Annotated in this window: 13 protein-coding genes; 7 read left to right on the top strand and 6 right to left on the bottom strand. The window is 59.5% G+C overall.

All coding sequences use genetic code 11. From position 1 onward, the window contains the following. Positions 1 to 16: 16 nt before the first annotated feature. Positions 17 to 1,492 (bottom strand): sulfatase, encoded by a 1,476-nt coding sequence (locus VSP_RS35485; RefSeq protein ID WP_009961455.1) that lies wholly within the window; start codon positions 1,490 to 1,492, stop codon positions 17 to 19. 91 nt (positions 1,493 to 1,583) lie between these two features. Between VSP_RS35485 and VSP_RS14510 the strand changes: the two genes are divergently transcribed. The 6 genes from VSP_RS14510 to VSP_RS43610 all read left to right on the top strand — a co-directional run bounded on the left by VSP_RS14510 (position 1,584) and on the right by VSP_RS43610 (position 7,499). After that, positions 1,584 to 2,294, top strand: coding sequence for a GNAT family N-acetyltransferase (locus VSP_RS14510; protein ID WP_044133550.1), 711 nt, complete (start codon positions 1,584 to 1,586; stop codon positions 2,292 to 2,294). A 112-nt stretch (positions 2,295 to 2,406) separates the two neighbouring features. Further along, entirely contained in the window at positions 2,407 to 2,895 is a 489-nt protein-coding gene (locus VSP_RS39460) for a hypothetical protein (protein WP_009961452.1), read from the top strand. Positions 2,896 to 2,914: 19 nt separating this feature from the next. After that, positions 2,915 to 3,610, top strand: a complete 696-nt coding sequence (locus VSP_RS14500; protein ID WP_009961451.1) for a response regulator transcription factor — start codon at positions 2,915 to 2,917, stop codon at positions 3,608 to 3,610. Further along, on the top strand, positions 3,607 to 5,022 hold the full coding sequence (locus VSP_RS14495; protein WP_009961450.1) for a sensor histidine kinase: 1,416 nt from the start codon (positions 3,607 to 3,609) through the stop codon (positions 5,020 to 5,022). Before VSP_RS14500 ends, VSP_RS14495 begins: the two co-directional genes overlap by 4 nt. A gap of 137 nt (positions 5,023 to 5,159) precedes the next feature. After that, complete coding sequence (locus VSP_RS14490) at positions 5,160 to 6,650, top strand: hypothetical protein (protein WP_029190451.1); 1,491 nt, start codon at positions 5,160 to 5,162, stop codon at positions 6,648 to 6,650. Between the two features lie 126 nt (positions 6,651 to 6,776). After that, positions 6,777 to 7,499 (top strand): DUF4384 domain-containing protein, encoded by a 723-nt coding sequence (locus tag VSP_RS43610; RefSeq protein WP_009961448.1) that lies wholly within the window; start codon positions 6,777 to 6,779, stop codon positions 7,497 to 7,499. A 150-nt stretch (positions 7,500 to 7,649) separates the two neighbouring features. Here VSP_RS43610 and VSP_RS14480 read toward each other — a convergent pair whose 3' ends face one another. The 3 genes from VSP_RS14480 to hisI form a co-directional block, all read right to left on the bottom strand. Next, on the bottom strand, positions 7,650 to 8,294 hold the full coding sequence (locus VSP_RS14480; RefSeq protein ID WP_157210909.1) for a TIGR03943 family putative permease subunit: 645 nt from the start codon (positions 8,292 to 8,294) through the stop codon (positions 7,650 to 7,652). A gap of 483 nt (positions 8,295 to 8,777) precedes the next feature. Next, the gene (locus VSP_RS14475) at positions 8,778 to 9,875 is read right to left on the bottom strand and encodes a GTP-binding protein (protein ID WP_009961445.1); all 1,098 of its coding nucleotides are present in this window, start codon (positions 9,873 to 9,875) and stop codon (positions 8,778 to 8,780) included. Next, entirely contained in the window at positions 9,872 to 10,357 is a 486-nt protein-coding gene (gene hisI, locus VSP_RS14470) for a phosphoribosyl-AMP cyclohydrolase (RefSeq protein WP_029190450.1), read from the bottom strand. Before hisI ends, VSP_RS14475 begins: the two co-directional genes overlap by 4 nt. 71 nt (positions 10,358 to 10,428) lie before the next feature. On the opposite strand from hisI, the gene VSP_RS14465 reads away from it, so the two are divergent. After that, positions 10,429 to 10,827 (top strand): nuclear transport factor 2 family protein, encoded by a 399-nt coding sequence (locus VSP_RS14465; protein WP_009961443.1) that lies wholly within the window; start codon positions 10,429 to 10,431, stop codon positions 10,825 to 10,827. Positions 10,828 to 10,869: 42 nt separating this feature from the next. On the opposite strand, the gene VSP_RS14460 is transcribed toward VSP_RS14465, so the two are convergent. After that, positions 10,870 to 12,009, bottom strand: coding sequence for a CobW family GTP-binding protein (locus tag VSP_RS14460; protein ID WP_009961442.1), 1,140 nt, complete (start codon positions 12,007 to 12,009; stop codon positions 10,870 to 10,872). 48 nt (positions 12,010 to 12,057) lie between these two features. Further along, on the bottom strand, positions 12,058 to 18,915 hold the full coding sequence (locus tag VSP_RS39455; RefSeq protein WP_009961441.1) for a choice-of-anchor M domain-containing protein: 6,858 nt from the start codon (positions 18,913 to 18,915) through the stop codon (positions 12,058 to 12,060). Positions 18,916 to 18,923 lie beyond the last annotated feature (8 nt).

The raw sequence follows: 18,923 nt of genomic DNA, 5'->3' as shown, positions 1-18,923 counted from the left end.
GTCTGGTTAATGTCTGTCAGTCGGCATCGGCATCGCTTCTGGCTTTCTTTTTTCCACCTTTTTTGCCAGCCGCTTCGGCGGCCTGTGGATTGTTGACCGTGGGCAGGGGGGCTTTCACATCCTTCCGCCAGGCTTCAAGTTGGTCGTGCAGTGCCTTTACACGGTCTGGCTCTTGATCCGCCAGATTGATCTTCTCGCCAGGGTCCTGTTGCAGATTGTAGAGCTCGCGGCGTCCGTCTTCGAAGAACTCGATCAACTTCCAGTCGCCCTGGCGGATCGATCCGCCAGGGGTGGTGCGCCAGGTATCGCCGCCTGCTCCCAGGTAACCAGGGAAATGCCAGAAGATCGCGTCCCGTCCGCGAGGAGTTGCACCAGGCTCGATCAGCTCGTTCACATAGCTGACCCCGTCCAACGGTTGCTCTGCCACAGCCGGAGCCTGCGCACCAGCCAGTTCCACCAGTGTGGGGTAGAGATCCACGGAGTTGATGGGAGTGGTGTTGACCTGCCCGGCCTTGATGTGCCCCTTCCACTGAAACACGTATGGCACCCGCACGCCCCCTTCATAGAGCATCCCTTTGCCACCCCTCAGCGGAGCGTTGTCGGTGATGCCTTTGGCGTCGATCCCCTCCCGCTCATAGCCACCCACCCCGCCATTGTCACTGGAGAAGACCACCAACGTATTCTGGGAAAGCTTCAGGTCATCCAGCAGCTTCAAGATGCGGCCCACACTCTCATCCACGCTGGCCAGCATGGCTGCATATACCGGACTGTGATGTCCTCCCACGGCCGGTTTGTCCTTGAACCGAGCAATCAGGTCCGCCTTGGCCTCATAGGGAGAGTGCACCCCATAGTGTGGCAGATAGAGGAAGAACGGACTTTCTTTGTGGCGTTGAATGAAGTCCACAGCCCGGTCGGTAAGGAAGTCCGCCAGATAGGCGTCCTCGGGGACAGCCACCTTGGGGTTCGTATCGAAGTTGATGTGTCGTCCATTGGAAACAATGGCCTCATCGAAGCCCCGCTTGGAAGGATGATAGGCCTCTCCGTTGCCCAAGTGCCACTTTCCGAACATCGCCGTGGCATAACCGGCATTCTTCAGCGTCTGGGCCAGCGTCACCTTCTCCAGCGGCAGGTTCACGACGTTGTCCACCGGGCGCAATGGGCGGGTTTGCCAGGGGAATCGATCGATTCCGCCCACCGTGTAAACGCCGGTGCGGGGCCCGTATTGCCCGCTCATCAGAGCGGCACGAGTAGGCTGGCAGTTCGGTCCGCATGAGTAGCCCTGAGTGAACTTCACCCCTTGTGCCGCCATCTGGTCGATATTTGGGGTCTCGTAGTACTTGCTGCCGAGGGTGGCCACATCGGTGTACCCGAGATCATCAGCAAGGATGAAGACAATATTGGGGCGGGCAGGCGTTGCAGCATGGAGCCCGGACGAGGCTGTGGCCACTGAGCCCAGCACCAGCGCCGCAACAGAAGCGAGGAGTCTTTTCATAAGTCAGGAGAGGCGCGGGGAAACGTCGGGAACTGCCCCGTCTCTCAAGAGATTGCCATGATCGCGAATCTGGTCCCCAATTACCCTGGTCATGAATCTCTCAACCCCTGCCACCGGTGCGCCTCTCCCTCACTGGAACCCACCTCCCTGCCCAAAACGCTCGCCCATGCCAGGCTGCTGGTGCCGTCTGGAGCCCTTGACGGTGGATCATGCAACGGAACTCTATGAGGCCGCCTGTGCGGACACCGCGGGACACTCCTGGACCTACCTGCCCTATGGCCCTTTTCGTTCTCAGGCGGAATACACCGCATGGATTGCAGAGCGTGCCGATGGCTCCGACCCTCTATTCTTCGCCATCGTGGACATTCCCACGGGCCGTGCACTTGGCGTGGCGAGCTATTTGAGGATCGATCCCGTCAACGGAGTGATCGAGGTGGGCCACCTGTACTTCAGCCCTGCCCTGCAAGGCACCACCGCCGCCACGGAGGCGATGTACTTGATGATGCGCCATGTCTTCGACCTCGGGTATCGTCGGTACGAATGGAAATGCGACTCCCTCAACGCCCCCTCCCGCCGCGCCGCATTGCGTTTGGGATTCCAGTTTGAGGGCATATTCCGCCAGGCCATTGTCGTGAAGGGGCGCAATCGCGATACAGCATGGTTTTCCGTCATCGATGGAGAGTGGCCCATCCTGCGGGCACGCTTTGAGAGATGGCTGTCCCGGAAAAACTTCGACGCCCAAGGCCAGCAGCTCTGTCCTCTTTCCGAAATTGTGCCAACCAGCGCCACCCAAGCCCGCTGAGAGATTCGAAAACTTCTGTGTCATCATCTTCGCGTCATGTCCGCATGGCAGGATGTCTGCGTGGTCACCACTGCTGGAGCCACAACCAAAAACCCTACAAAAACATCCGACTATGAAAACCAAATGCCTCCTCTTCGTTCCTGCCGCAGCGCTGCTCGCAGCCCTCACTTGCGCCCCTGTCCTCTCCGCCAAGGACATCACCCTGGCAGAGTGCCCTGCTTCCGTACAGCAAGCGATCAATCAAAACCTCGCGGGCGGTACTCTGGACGAAGTGGACCTCATCAGCATCCAGGGGCAGAACCTGTACGTGGCCGAGGTCAAACTCCCCTCTGCCAAGCACGAACGCAAACTCTACCTGAACGCCAACGGCACCGTGACCAAGGTGCGTGACGATATCGCCCTGAGTGAGGCCCCTGCCGCCGTACAGGACGCCGCCAAGAAACTGGCCAGCACCACAGGCCGGGTGGACGACGTGGAAAAGGAAACCGAGGGCGACAAGGTGACGTACCGTGTGGAGATTGACCGCCAGGAAAAGGATGGCGGCGATATTAAAGCGGTCTTCAGCGCGGACGGCACCATCCTCACCCAGAAGGCTGACTGATCCTTATCCTCCTTGCCCAATGCGCCTGCTCTTCATTGAAGACGCCACCCGATTGCGCAAGACCGTGGCCCGGGCGCTCACCCGCCTGGGCCATGCTGTTGATGAAGCCTCCTCCGCGGAGGAGGGTGCTCAACTGGCAGAACTGGCCGCGTATGATGCCGTGATCCTTGACATCATGCTGCCCGGTCAGTCCGGCCTGGAGCTCCTGGCCACATGGCGCCAACAGCAGGTGGACACACCCGTGCTCCTTCTGACGGCGCTCGACAGCGTGGAGGACCGGGTGCGGGGTCTGGTCACGGGAGCGGATGATTATCTCATCAAACCCTTTGCCATCATCGAGTTGGCAGCGCGCCTTGAGGCCCTCGTGAGACGCCGTCACGGCAAGCCTGACTCCAGGATCCGGGTCGGTCCGCTGGAAATCGATTTCGCAGCCCGCACCGTGAGCCGGCTGGGCAATCCAGTCACGCTGACCGCGCGGGAGTTTGCCCTCCTGGATTGCCTGGCCAGACATCCGGGACAGATCTTCAGCCGCGAACAGATCGAAGCCCGCCTATACAGTGAAACGGACAGTCCTCTGAGCAATGCGGTGGATACAGCCGTGTATTCGCTGCGGCGGAAGCTCTCTCCGCCAGGTGTACCCCAGCTTATCCACACCCGCAGGGGTCTCGGCTACTTGCTGGATCCAGATGCCGCCTCTCCGTCCTCGTCATCATGACCTCACTCCTTACACGCCTTACGCTGGCTCTCTGCGTTGCGGCCGTCGTCCTCCTGCCAGCGGGGGGGGGGCTCATCTATTTCACCGCTGAACGGCTGCTCTTGCGCAATTTCGACGCCGTCCTTGCCGCCAAGGCCGATGCTCTGGTGACGACATCTGAGATGGAGCGACGCAAGCTGGAGATCGATCTGGAAGTGCAGGAGTTTGCTGGCTTTGGCTCCGCTGCCGGGGGCGACTACTTCGAATTTCGTACTCCCAGTGGCAGCCTGCTGGCGCGCTCCCCTTCCCTGCGTCGTGACCGCCTGCCTTCTCTGCCGGAGCCCCTGACGCGCAAACCTCTGAATGGATACCTCACTCTCCCCGATGGACGCCCTGGCAGGGCCCTCTGGCTGGCCGTCCCCGTAAAGTCCCGAGATCAGCCCGACGGGGCCAGCCTGGTGGAACTGGGAGTGGCCAGTGACAGCACCGCCCTGGGCGAGACCTTGCATACTCTCGGCATGGTGGTCGCCAGCACGGCCGCCATGGGAATGCTCGTGGGACTGATTGTGATGCGCAGCGTGGTGCGGAGAAGCCTGCGGCCGGTAACAGATCTTGCCAGGGAGGTTCAGGAAATACCGGTCGATGACCCCGCCCGCACCCTGGATGCCACCACGCTGCCGACAGAGCTGGCTCCCGTGGGCCGGAGGGTGAATGACCTGCTCACCCGCGCCCGCGAGGCGATTGAACGCGAGCGCCGGTTCAGCAGCCATGCGGCTCATGAGCTGCGCACTCCTCTCGCGGAACTGCGGGCCATCATCGAACTCATGGCAGAGTGGCCCGATGAGCGGACCACGGAGCAATTTGAAGAAGCTCAAAAGGTACTCAAAGGGCTCGAGCAATTGCTGCAGAAGCTCACCCTGCTCTCCCGCGCTGAAGCAGGTCGGCAGCCTGTGCACCTGCAGCCCGTGGATCCAGCAGGGTTGGGCGAGGGAGCCGTGGAGCGCTTTAGAGGGTCCGCGGAATTGCGCGGGCTCACCCTTTTATTGAAACCGGAATCCGGCCATCTGCAGTCTGATCCGGTGATCTGGGATGCTATCGCCAATAATCTGCTGGAGAATGCCGTTTCCCATGCCCCCGCTGGTGCGACCATTACCATAAAATCTTCTGCGGAACAGCTGGCGGTTTCCAATCCTGCCCCCGGGCTCTCCAGTGCGGATCTGCCTCATTTGATGGAGCGATTCTGGAGAAAGCCTTCCCGGCACGGTGAGGGGGAGGGAATCATCAGCCACTCCGGGCTCGGGCTCTCCCTGGTGGCGATCTACGCCCGATTGCTGGGAACCACGGCGACAGCAGAATTACAGCCCGGGGGATTCCTTACCATCAGGGTGCCGTGGTCGCGGGCGACCAGACTGGGCAGCACACCCCAATGCTGACGAGCCGCCAGCGAGTCAAAGTTGGGTACAGTCAGTGAAGCTCTTAGCGCACAAAGAGTTGTGAGGATAGTCCGTCTCAAGTGACCCTTCGCCAGGTTTTTTCTTTACATCATCACATCGCGCAATAATCTGTGCTGATGAAAATGGGACTGTGTTTTGCCTGGGCAACGCTGCTTCTCGCAGCTACGAGTTGTGTCGCTCACAAGCAATATCGCTCAGACTACTCCACGGCACGGCTGCCGCAGCAGCCAAAATCACCCCCCAGCCGACATGCCGCCGTGGATCCGGAGAACGTTTCCGCCAAGATCCGCGAGCACCGCGTCTTCGAAGTGTACGGCGACACTTTCAAGCTTGCCCACATTGAGTGCGACGACCAAGGCAGCTACTGGGAGACCACACCGGATGCGGTCGATTCCGTCTCAGGCACCCGGCCCGGACGAGGACGCAATCAGATCGAGTTCCTGGAAGCGACTCTGGAGACCGATCTGGCGAAGAACAGCGCCCGCTACCGTAATGGCGTCATCATCCTGGCCTTTGCCCATGGTTGGAACAACAACGCCCAGGAGAAAAATGACAATCTGAGGGAGTTCCGCAAGGCCGCTTACGAAGTGTGGGAGGATGAGAACACCAAGCCCGGTGCCCTGAAGCGCCCCGTCATCGCCATCTATCTGAGCTGGCGCGGGCGCGTCATTCAGAACGCCACCTCACTTGGCATTGAAGGCGTCAAAGGAGCCAGCTTTGTGGCAAACATCCCCCACTACCTCAGCTTCTGGAACCGCAAGGGCACGGCCGAGGAAATCGGCTACCGCGCCATGGCAGAGACCTTGAAACGCATTTCCCTCATCCGCCGGCGGTTCGAGGAAGCAGAACCCCGCAATGCTGCGGACAAGAACTCCCGCGCCATCATCGTGGGCCACAGCTTCGGAGCGGCAGCCGTATTCTCCTCCGTCTCCCGCTCTTACGAAGATGACCTCATGGAACTGGTGTATGACCACGAACGTCGCAAGGAACGCCCTTGGGTGCATCGCAACTGGGACATGGTGGTGTTGGTGAATCCCGCCTTTGAAGCCCTGCGCTATGTCACCATCGCCCGCTACAGTCGCGACCAACGCCTGGCAAGTCTGGCCGAGTCCCGACGCGTCCCCTACATCTACCTTCCGCGGATGATTGTGGTGGGCTCCAAAACGGACGTTCCCAACAAGACCCTGTTCCCCATCGGTCAGACGCTGGGCAATCTCACCAGCTCCACACAACAGACTCCCTGGATCGAGCAGGGCGTACGCCTCCGTGTCGCGCTTGGGGCCTACCGCCCCTTTGCCACCCACGACCTAGTCAAATCCGGCGACGGTGCCATGTTGCGGGCCATCCCCCAGCAGAAAGGCAAGACCGGACTGGCTGCGATGAAGCCCCTGTCCGCAGGCGAACACGGGCGGGGTTTCATGTCCCCCTTCCAGACTCAGGGGTTGGTGGACGACGCCAGCAGCATCGGCCCCTTCATGGTCGCCCAAGCGGACAAGGCAGTCATTGATGGCCACGGCGACATTTGGAATGATCCATTTCGACACTTCATCACCCGCCTTATTGAGGCTCGGGAATCCACTGTGAAGCAAATGTCACGTCGAAATTAAAGCGTGGAACGTCAGCGCAAACACGCTCAGCTTGACGCCCCGCCGGGACCGTCCCAGTAGTAGATCCCGGGTGCCGCCTGCCAATGCGCCCACCTCCGGAACAGTAGCTGCCGCACTCCTTTGATCATGGTCCGCCCCTCCCTCTCCTCCTCCGCCTATATTGCCTGTGCCGCTGCCGCGGTGGCTTTCGTCACCTTGACCGCTGGGTGCAAGAAGGAAGCCCCCGCTTCTCCCTCCACCCAAACGACCGCTCCCCCCGCAACGGCTACCGCAGCCACCACGACAGACAAGCCTTCCACCAGCGCTGTCCCGACAGCCGCCGAAACCGCAAATCTCCCTCCCGCAGGTGCCTCGGAAGGGCCCTTCCAGATCACCACCAACCAACCCTCCTACCAGACTGGTGACCGCCAGAGCGTGGGCATCCGCACACCCGAAAGTGGCTGGCTCTATGTGGGGGCGATCAACGCAGATGGAGGCGTGCTCCTCTATTATCCCAACCCCTCCCAGCCCAGCGGCAAGGTGTTCAAGGACCGCACCATCAAGCTTCCGCCCGAGTCGGGGCTTCGTGCTGAAGAAATGTGGGACATCAACACGGCACTCCCCGAAGGCGTGAACAAGAGCCGCGAGATCGTCTTTGCCATCCTCTCCCATCAACCCATCGCCGATCTGAAGCTGGACTGGGGCGTGGATCAACGTGATGCCCTCACCAAAGCCGGGATCCTCGCCGAAGGTGCCAAACCTACCTCCCCAGGCTCCAAGTGTTTCCCTAAGACCGACAAACATCAAGTGGCATGGCGTGAGTATGATATCACGCGGGCTCCAGAACATGCTGAGAAACCGGCACCGTGAGTCTGGCAAGGTGCGAGCGTCGTCGCAGACAGCGCTTCGCTGCCGCTTATGATCGCAAAAAACTTTGACTGCGCTTTCCGCAGTTCAAAAACCAAGGCACATCCAATGCATTAAATGTGTCACAACCGGTCCCATCCCTCTTTGCTTGCGCTAAAACGGATTTTCCAGCGGGGCAGTTGTCGGCTGGATGGATCTGGCATGCAGTCGCGGCAGCCACCTCCCTTTGCTGGGGAGATAGCGGATGACCCCGCGGACCTTGACCCAGGCCATGCTCTTGAGAGGAGGAGGAGGCTCCCCCACCCCCACCGCAATCGAGTACGGCCGGGCATCAGCGGCACAACACATCACCTCAAGCCTGAATAGACGCAACCGTCTGCCGCCTTCGGTATTTCCCTTTTCAGGGATCACCCGGCCCAGCGTCTCCACGGGCTGACCATCGACAACACTGGCCATGTCAGGGTCCCCGGCGATGAGATACAGCTCCGCCAGACTCAACTGAAAATCTCCCTCCTGTGATCGTGGAACAGTCGCTTCGAGATCACTCAATTTAAAGGACCGCCGGAGATTCTGCTCGTCAATCACGATGTAGTCACCTCGCCCATCCGGACTCGTACCGCCCACCGTTCCGGCCCCGTTGAAGACGGGCAGAGAGCCGCGGAGTCTGCCCGTTTGGTTGGACTCCCCCTCATAGAGCCCCTTGTTCTCCAGCGCATGAAGACTGAACTGGTCAGGGCTGAACATGGCCGAGATGGCGATGGGGACGGCGAGGAACCCCAGTTGAACCCACTCTAACATTCCCCATTGCGGCCGAAATTCACCGGAATGAGACGAATCGTCCTTCCAAGGCAGGGTATCCCCGACCTCGACGCCTTGAGGGAGATGAATTCTTGATGAGAAAATCATCGCATCCACCCGACTCAGACTGTCGGTTTCCAGGCTTTTCACGTGTTCGCCCAGGCCATCCGCCAACGGCAATGGCCCAGCAGCACCGGTGTCTTCAGGACCACATCCCCGGCAGGAGTGATCCCTGGTTTCGCCTGGCGGTGGTTGGCAGGCGATCAGGTTAAACAGCCCCAGCCCCGCCATGCCTATCCCACCCCATAGCACCATTGGTCGAAACCATCCGTCTTCCGGCAAATAGTGGATGACACGACCACTACCGTAAAAGTAGATGAATACCGTGCCCCACAGCAACAGGATGCAGCAGCCGATGGTGTGTGCCGTTCTTCGGGGCATGACGCTTTTTGCATGATTCGGGCTGAATTGCTTCTTCCCGTCTCACGTCCAGGCATCAGCGCCATGCTGGGCAGAGGAAACTATCTCCGGCAATGCACGGGTGCGGTCGAGTGGGTCGTCCTGCATTCTTGCCAGGGGTATTGCCTGAAACTCGGCGCGGATTTCGTGAGCGGGCATGCCCACACCGATGATGATGCAAGTGGGCTCGATTTCCACTTCGCCGACCGGCTCACACCATGTCTCCACCTCGGGACGAAGGTGTTGGATTGAGAACACCATGCCGGGATACGCCGCCAGCCTGCAGATGCCCTTCACCCGCAAAACACTCTCTGGCAGCCCATCCAGCACCCGTTTCAGATCCCGCGTCTCTACCACCTCAGGCAACGTTACCATCATGGAGGTGAAGGCCAGCTCGTCATGGTGGTGATGAACGTGATGATGAACATGCGGTCGATGAGAGGGACTTGAAGTGTCGCCGTCATCATCCTCGTCCCCAAAGTCTGAATGTGACTCAAGCCTCCCCACCGGTTGGGGGGCTTCCTCGGGTGTGGAAAAAGTGCACAACAGGCTCAGGTATTGCGCAAAGTAATCCGCGTCGGTTTCAACCGCTTTGGGAGCAAGTTTTGTCACTTGCTTGCGCACACTCAGCAACCGCTTCTTGGCAGCCTTCCCATGATGACGCAGGCACCAGTGCGTGGAGGTTTGCACCTGCTCACACTCCAGTTTGTTGTGCCAGTAGCGATTCTGCCAACGGCTCGCATCAATCATGGTCACCTGCAGCGGCGAGATGAACCTCCCGGCCTCCGCCCGTGCCGTGAGAGCCGCAATCAGCGTGATGTAGTCCGAAGTGCCATTTGCCTCCACCAGCAACACGCCTCCTTCAGCGACTTCAATGGTGGCGAGCTTTCCCAGAAACTCCTCCAGAGACGAGCAGCATACGCAAGCGCCGCTCACCGTTTCCACGACCATGCCAGCCGTGTGGCGCAGTCGCGCAGCGTCCACTTCAGCGTTCTCGAAATCGTTGATCACCACGCTTGCCGGGACGTTCCATCGCTTTAAGGCGGTGAGCAACTCTTGAAGGAAAGTGGTTTTGCCTGCTCCAAGAAATCCAGCGATCAACACAAGTGGAATTTTTTTCATAGACGGGTGGGGTTCGGCGCATCGCCATAGACGGATTGTGGATCAAACACTTTGGAATCTTCGGCAAACTCCAGTGCGTACCCGCTGTCTGCCGGGCTCAATGAAACACGCCGGTAAAAGCAGGAGCGGTAGCCTACATGGCAGGAGGCTCCGCCTGTGACGCGCACCTTGAGCCAGATGCAGTCCTGGTCATCGTCCACGCGTATCTCCGCCACATTCTGCACGAGCCCGCTGGTTGCCCCTTTGTGCCATAGCTTCTTTCTGCTCCGGCTCCAATACACCGCCTGCCTCCAGAGAATCGTTTTCGACAGAGACTCCGCGTTCATATAGCCGTGCATCAACACCTCACCGCTCTCAACGTCAGTAGTCACGCAGGGGATCAAGCCTTGCTCATCAAATTTGGGGGCGAGTTCACAACCTTCCTCCACTTGGGCAACGGAGTGGCGAGGTTGAAATTGGGGACTGGGTAGTGGGGCAGACATTCGCGTGAAACAAAGGAGCCCAACTCGAATCATAACGCAAGTTATTTGCATTACATAAATCTTCCATCATCATGGCTGTCATGTTTGACTCCTCCGCCGCCTTGATCGCAGAATGGATTGCCAACGCCAACTCTGGAAGAGTGGAGGGCTTGATCGACCTTTATGCAAAAGACGCAATCCTGCTGCCCACCTTCTCTTCGCGCCCCATCCACACGCCCGAAGCGATGAGGCAGTATTTCCAGAACCTCTCTGCTCAGAAGGACTTGCACGTCTCGCTGCATGAAAGCACGCTAAGAGTGCAGCCGCTGCGTGCAGAGATAGAAGCAGCCAGCGGCATCTATCGATTTTCATTCAGGATTGATGATGAGCCCCTGGCCTTTGAAGCGCGGTTTACCTATGTGCTCGACCTGACTCTGGCAGCCCCCATAATCACTCATCATTCGTCCCAGATCCCCCGGAATCTCCCGTGAGTGCCTGTGATGCCACGGCCCACGAGTGATCTGACCCGGCATTCAAGCCAGCTTTCGCAACTGCCTCGGCCAAGGATCAATGAAGGCCCCGCCCCTCTTCCAGTGGGCGATCTCCTGCTCCGTGCAGAAGCACTGATCCAGCCCCCGGGCAAAAATGTCCCGGTCCCGCTTCAACCCGATCAATGTTATTTCACACAACCTATCACCATACACCGGGTGCGCATCGGCCAGCTTCGCTTTGAGATGGGCAATTTCCTCGGGGGCCAGCCGACGGTCCGTCTCAAGGATGTGCGCCCGCCAGATGGCCAGGAACTCCAGGCCCAGCGCACCTCCCGCCTGATTCCACAGCAGAACTTGATCCGGCCTGCTCGCCAGCCAGATGAACCCCTTGCTGCGAAACAGACCCGTCCCCAATCGCAGCCGGTACTGGTCGTAAAATCGCTGAGGGTGCAGCGGCCTTGCATCCCTGATGACGGTGTATCCGATTTCATCAGCCTCACTTGTCGGCAGACGAGATGGGCTTGCAGGCAGGCTGTACGGGGGAGCATGGAGCAGGGTCCGAAAGTCAATCTTGCCATAAGCGCTGGCAAGCAACTGCGCTTGGGGATTGAGGATCTGCATGGTCCTAATCAGCACCGGAAGTGAGTGCTCATCCATCGTGTCCACCTTGGTGATGATGACGAAACTCGCAGACTGCAGTTGTTCAGCCAGCAGATTCTCAGTGGTGCGGCGACCTGTGTCTTCGTTCTCCAACAGGATGCGCAGCAGCCCGGGGCCCCCATCGTAGTCGTGCACCAGGGCTCTGGCATCGACAAGGCACGCCACCGCATGAAGGACAGCCCCTCCACATGATTTCAATTCCTCAATGACTTCTCCGGGCCGGCTTCCCCCAGAGGTTTCCACAAGCACATGGGACACGCCCGCCTCCTGCATCTGTCTTAGTGCTCTGCCAAAATCCCGCCTTCTTGTGTCAGAGATGGACCCATGATACAGACTGATCAAAGTACCATCTTCCTCAGACACCGAGTGGCCCAGGCGGATCAACTCACCATCGACTTCCAGCTCACTCAGGTCGTTCACTATCACGCCGAACCGGACCGATGGCCCCTGTTCACGCAGAATGCGTTTGAGAAAGGTCGTCTTGCCAGCCCCAAGAAATCCGGTGATCAAGGTAATTTGCATATGCGCAACAGCTTCAGACCTCCACGGCAGAACCTCATAAATCTCCATCTAATACGAGCTTCGAACCACCACCCGAAAGAAGCGTGCGGGATGCCCGAGCACGGTGGCGGGGAATGGCACTTGCACAGCCTCCATGTCCGCACTTTCAGCGATTACCTGCGGCACTGCCACTGAGTCCTCCCATTGGGTGAGGTCGCCACTAAATCTCACCATGTAGCTTAGCCCCAGAGCCGCCGGATTTTTCCATCGGGTGAATCGGGCGTACAGAACCTGTGATTCCCCATTGGCACCCACGATGCCGACGACAGGCGGGCCGGTTTCCTCCAGAACGCCCCCGGCAAATTTCAGACTGCCCGCCGCGCCGTTGAGAGGATTCAATCCGAACGCATACTCCATAAGATTCGGCAGGCCGTCCTGGTCAGCATCAAACAAGTCTGCAGCATTCCCTGCGTTCTGTTCCGTCCCAAAATACGACTGACGCCAGCTCGCGATTGGGTTGGAAACCTCCAGAGTGACCGGATTGGATGGACCGTAGGCAATGCTCCCCCCGGGTTTGAGGATGGAGACTCGATACTGTGCCCCATGGTCCGCAATGGGTGCCACGAATGACAAGGTGGCACTCGTCTCGCCGAGGAGGGCTTCAAACGACGGTGCACCCGGGGCTTTCCTCTCCCAGAGATGGGTAGTAAGAATGGTAGGACCATTGACAGGAAGCTGCCGGATCAGGTTGACGGGATCACCCCCCAAGTAAGAAGTCGCCCCAGCGACGCTCGGCTGCTGGCGTGGCGCGGCACCATGATCATCCACAAGGATGGTGCGAACCTCCGAGGTCACAGAGGCGATGCCTGTTGCGGCAAAGTCCAGCGTGGCACGGACCTGCACGTTATGGAGTGCCTGCTCAGCCATCACCGTATTTCCCGTGCCGGTGAACCCGGGAATTTCCAGCCAGGTTTCGCTTCCCGGCCACTTCCATTCCCAGATGATCTGATCCCCCGGCACGGGGGCTGGATCAAGGATCAAGTTGAGATTAACGCTGTCTCCCTGGTGGTAGTGCCCTGCAAGAGCAGCAAGAAGGACAATTTGACCGTTCGGATCGTCAGTCACGCGGATGGTGGGCCGTGCCGCGCCACTCACGGTTTCCACCAGTACCCCGTGGTTGTAGAGTTTCAGAGATAGTCGGCCGTCGTCGTGCTCCGCCACAGTGAGATTTGTTTTTGTCACCTCGGGCGTGGTTTGCTGGGCTTGCCCCCAGACAGTCGTAACCCCGCCTTTGGTGAGCTCCCAGGTGTAAGTGAAAACATCCGTGGAGCGTACCGGAAAGATATTTGCAGTCGCCTGGAGTGCACCACCCTGACGATAAATCGAGTGGACGCCTTCTATGACAATCTCACGGTGTTGGAGCGTGATCCAAACCGGCTCCGACTGGGCGACAACAATGCCCTCGCGCACGATCTGAGCGGCGATGCCAGCGTCTGCCGGAAGCGAAGCTGCCGTGGTCCGATGAAAAATCAACCCAGAGCTGTCCCTCTGCACAGGCTGAAAAAGGGTCGATACGGCAGTCGTTTCAAAATCGGCATACTCTTGGGAAAGAGCGCCTCCCAGATAGGACAGGAATACTACGTACCGCACGGATTCACCGACGGCTAGGGTGCGTCCGCTTGTAGTGAACGCAATCCCCTCCTCTCCAGGCAGCACGGGGTTGCCAATAGCATCCACACGGGTGAGGACCGGTCGTGCGCCGCTCTGGACAACGTTGACGGGCACCCATGCGGACTCCGCCACGATGGCGCTGCCGGAGAGCACTTTGACACCCAACTCAAACCCGTTCAGGGCAGCATCCACATACCTGGAATAGGTCGATCCTTCCACGGTAGCGAAGAGCAACTCCCGATTGGGAGGCATGCGCAAATACCATCGGAAAGACTCGCCGGGCTGCAGAGTGTATCCCACCACCTGAGCACTCAATGTCTGCCCCGGCTGGTAGGGGTCCACGACCCCGACTATGCCAAAGGGAATGCCACCCGGCTCTGTGATGGTGGCAAGGACTGGAGCAGATGTGGATGCGCCAAAATTATGGACCCACCCAGGCACGAAACGCGCGGTGATCGCATGCGTACCCACACTCAAACTGGAGGTGGCGAACGTCGCCACCCCAGCACTCACCGGCTTCTGTGCCAGCACCGTGGCACCGTTCAAGAACTCCACAAAGCCGAGCGCATTTGCAGGAGTGACTGTGGCAGTCAGCATCACCGGGTTTCCAATCTCCGTAACGGGGGGATTTACCGCCAGTGAGGTGTCGGTTTCCACGCCAGTGGGAATGCTGCCCACAATGAACGTGTAATTCTGCCAAGTCGTGACGGGCGTGCCATTGGCGGTGGCACTGGCGGAGAAGGTCAGCGTGTAAGTGCCCGCAGCGGTGAAGGCCCAGTTGGCGTGCACATGCTGGCCGGATCCAAGTGTCCACGTTTTATAGTTGGGGTCTGTGCTGCTTATCCGGCGTTCTGGGGAGCCAAAGGGGCTCGACTGATAGATCTCCACTCTTCCAGGCCCTCCCACAGATTCCAGCCGGAGGGTCACCTGATCGTTGTCATAGGCTCCAGAAGGCACATTTTCGGTGTTCAATCCCGGCCAGAGCGCCACGCCGCCAGGATTTTGCTCCGGGGCAATCCAGACGTCACTTCCCGGGGTGCCCAGGAAAGCATACTCTGCCAGGTCGGGCACGGAGGAACGCGTTGACTCCTCGACATTGAAGATCACTTCACTGGGGTTGAGCCTCACGTGAAACTGCCCGTCAATGTCAGCCATGGACTCCAATGTGAGCACGCCCTCGTCGTCAAACACCGATACCACGTCGGCATGCACACCAGCGATGACGCGACGTTGCACCGTTGAGAAGGATGCCACCCTGAAGCTTTGCGGCTCTGTTGTGAGAGCCGCGCTGCCTGCCGTCGCATCGTCGGTGACGCGCACTTCCACGGTGGCAACGCCAGGGGTGCCATTCAGAGTGTAGGTCAGGGTGCCATTCGGACTGACCGCTGGGGCGGTGGCAAAGATGCCGCTTCCGCTCACAACATTGACCTCGAAGGTCAACTCCTGCTCCACTTCCACGTCGCCATCGCTGATCTCAGTGGCCCAGGCAGTGAAGATCTGGGGGCCGTTGTTGTTGCCAAAGTGCTCCAGATCTGCACCTTTCACAAACGCCGGCCTGTCATTCACAGGAGTTCTCAGCAGCAGGAAAGCGCGTGACACTCCGCCAAAGGTGCCCGTCCCAGCAATGTCGCCACGGTCGTTGATCCCGTCGGCATTGGTCAGCACCCACCCGGTACCAGGAGGCAACAACGAGTTCAAGTCAGTCGGCACGCCATCTTCCCATACGGTGGCGACTGCTGGGCTGCCCGAGATTCTCTGTGAGTTCCCGACGACCACTCCCGCATCATTGATGTCGTTGGCGACGCTGTGGTAATTCGTCGTGGGGCCGTTGTTGGTCGAAGTGTACAGATTGACGGGCGGCAGCTCCGTGATGACACCTCGGTACCAGATGAACGCTCTCGTGATGCCGGTCGTGCTGGTGGTACCGATGAGATCGCCGACAGTCTGTCCTGTAGAGGACGATCCAACAACATGAAGACGCTCATTGAGCCCCATGGCCTGGCTAAAGCGAGTCCCATCCCCCAGAGAGGTGAGGTTGACGATGCCCCCCTCGCTCCACAATGTGGCCTGGGTGGTGCCGACACTGTTAAGCGACTGCCCTGCGCAGTCACCTCGTTCGTTGATCGCCGCGGCCCTCCCTCCTGATGAAGATGTACCCGCTAGCGTGCCAAGGTCAGACGGAATATAGACACCGCCATCGCGTGTCCACTTTGTCGGTCTGCTAGCCGCACCGTTGCTGCTCGCTCCGACGATGACGTTCGAGTTGTTGATGTCCACGGCCACTCCATTGTCATTCCCACCTGCGAGCCGGGTCAAACCAGACATGACCCCACCGCTATACACGAATGCGCGTGACGAGTCGTTGTTGAACTCTCCAACTACGATGCCCGCGTCATTCACCGCATAGCCTCGTCCAAACCGGTTCGCGCTGGTGCTCGGAGGAATGGGCACCATGGCACCAAGGTTTGTCATCGTACCGTTTGACCAAAGATAGGCACGCAACAGTGAGCCCGTTGACCCCGGATCCGCGGTCACGAGGGAGTTGCCCGACACCTGGCGCTTGTTGTTGACGTCAAGCGCAGAAGAAGTGGCACCGCCTAACGTGCCGATAGCTGTCACGGTGTAGTTGGGCGCGGACAAAGATGTCACAGTAAAGGTTTGCGGCTCCGTCGTGAGCGCCGCACTCCCTGCCGTTGCGTCGTCAGTGAGGCGCAGTTCCACGGTGGCGACCCCCGGAGTTCCATTCAGCTCATAAGCCAGGGTGCCGCTGGCACTTACGGTCGGCATCACCGCGAAGATGGAAGCCCCGCTGATCACATTCGCCTGGAAGGTCAGCGTTTGCTCCACATTCAGGTCACCGTCACTGATCTCAGTCACCCACGAGGGAAAGGTCTTGGAGCCGTGGTCATCGATTGTGTGTTCAATGTTGGCTCCCTTCACGAAAGACGGGACATCATTCACCGGGTTCACCGTGATAGTCACGGCGCCGGCAGCCCCGCCTCCGTGTTCGTCCGTCACGTTGTATGTGAAGCTGTCGCTGCCGTGAAAGTTGGCATTGGGCACATAGACCACCGCACCTGCTCCTGCTGGAATAGTCACGCTGCCATGCGTTCCCTGTGTGACTCCAGTGACGCTCAGCACCTCGTAATTGTCGGCCGACGACGCGTCGTTGCTGAGGACATCAATGGGCAGGGGCGCGCCGTCTTCGTCCATGGTTGCGTTATCTGCCAATACCAAGGGAGCGTTCTCCGTCAGCCGGAAGTCGCCCGCCACACTATCAACGTCGAAAGTAAATGTGGTGTCTGGGCTGGTCACGAATACACCATTCACTCGGACGGTGGAGCGGAAGGTGAGCGTGTACCGACCGGGAGCCGTGAAGCACCATGCCAGGTGGGCGTGTGAACCCGCAAAGCCCCAGAAGGTGTCGGAAGGATTCCCGCCGATCGCCGATTCGTTCGCACCATTCAGCCCATCGAGCGTATCAAATGAGACCTCGCCCCCATAAAACGCAGCAAAGTCGCCCGGCCCCGAGAAGCCGACGAGGTCCGTCCTGACCCAATGGCTTTCGCTAGCCGCCCGCGGGTCGCCAACCGGGCTGTAGGCATCCACTGTCGATTCTTTGGTGGCCTCGTTGGCAATTCCCAGGTAAATCTTGTGACCGCTGGTACTTTCCGGCCCGCGCCATACATCCGCTCCAGCCGGAACTCCCAGCACGTCCCACAATGGGTCTGAGGGACGCGCTTGCTTGGTGGATGCGTCAAGGAAAAGCACCCCTTCATCGGAGTCCAACACTGTTTGACTGAAGGTGCCACTCTGGACTGCCCCCATGATGAAGGCGTCCGTGCGGATATTCTGGGTCCACACGCCGTTGACATAGTCGATGTCGAGGTCGGTATGCTGCCCCGCCACCGCCGAGTCAACGACTACATAGCCGCCGATCTTTACGGAGCCGGATCCGCGGAAGGTGTAGCCATTGAACGCATCGGCCGAGGTCACGGTGACCGTGTAGGTAAACGAGTCGTACGTCGCGGCTGGGTTGGTGGGTGTGTAACGGAGGTACCTTCCATCGGGCGTGATGGCGAGTGTGCCGTTGGCAGGAGCAGTGACCGCCGTGATCGCAAAAGCGTGCCCCTCCAGCGGCACCACATCGTTTGCCAGAACGTCGAAGGTGCTGGTGGTGCCGGAGATTCCCAGCAACTGATTGTCCACAACAGCTCGAGGATTGACGCGGACGTTGAATGTACGCGCCGCAGGAGCCCCCACGCCGGTAAAACCGAGTGTGACTGTCGATGTACCGTAGAGCCCAGCTTCGGTGCTCCGGTCCCCAGGACGAATGCGCAGGGTTCGGGCCGTGCCCCCGCTGGTGGGCTGGGTGCGCAAATCACTGCCCGTACCGGTACCAGGGGCGTTGAATAGTGTGGTATTGCTGCGGCTGACGGAGGTAACCCACGCGGAATTTGTCATGGCATAGTTGAGCGTAAATGAATCATCAGCAGTGAGGGACACATCGGGAATCGCCTCCACCTCCACCATTGCCGTCGCCGCCGTTGCCGCTCCGACGCGAAGATAAAAGGAACGAGCCATCGTTGCCCCACCCGCGTCTGTGACGATGAGGATGACTTGGGCGGCACCCGATTGCCCTGCCGAAGGCGTAAGCGTCACGGTACGGTTGGCACCGCTGCCGCCCAGAGCGATCCCACTATCCGGCAGCAGCGTGGGATTGTTCGAAAACGCGCTGACGAGCAGGTCGCCCGCCGCGGTCTCTGCATCGCCAATGGTAAACGCAATGGAGGCTGTGGGGGTGCCGATGGTCGTCGTCTGGTCGGCAGGAGCAAAGTAGAGCGGCGTGTCATTGAGGGTAAACGTCGTCGTCGTTATTCCCCCTGCACTTGGTCCAGTGAGGGTTAAACTGAACGTCTCGCTCGGCTCCGCAACCGTTTCCGAAGTTGGCACGACGATCTGCACAGTGATGACCTTCTCCGTCTCGCCATCTTCGAACACAAGCGTCCCACTCGTGGGAGTGTAGTCATTCGCGACTCCCGCCGTAGCCGCTATCGCGGTGCCGTCAGACGTGGCAAAGTTGACCGATACAGTGCCACTACTGCCTCCCGTTCGCCGGACAAGCACCGTCAGATAGGCGGACTGCTCATTGACCTGATAGCTGGCCGATTCGAACCCGACCGTCCCTGTGTTTTGAGCAAGAGCGGACGAGGTGACCAGGCCCAGCAAAAGCGCCAGCAAGATGGTCAGCCCCATTCGAAACA

The sequence above is a fragment of the Verrucomicrobium spinosum DSM 4136 = JCM 18804 genome, assembly GCF_000172155.1.
GTDB lineage: Bacteria > Verrucomicrobiota > Verrucomicrobiia > Verrucomicrobiales > Verrucomicrobiaceae > Verrucomicrobium > Verrucomicrobium spinosum.
Note: the sequence above shows the minus strand (reverse complement) of the source record. Positions and strands in the feature narration are given on the sequence as shown.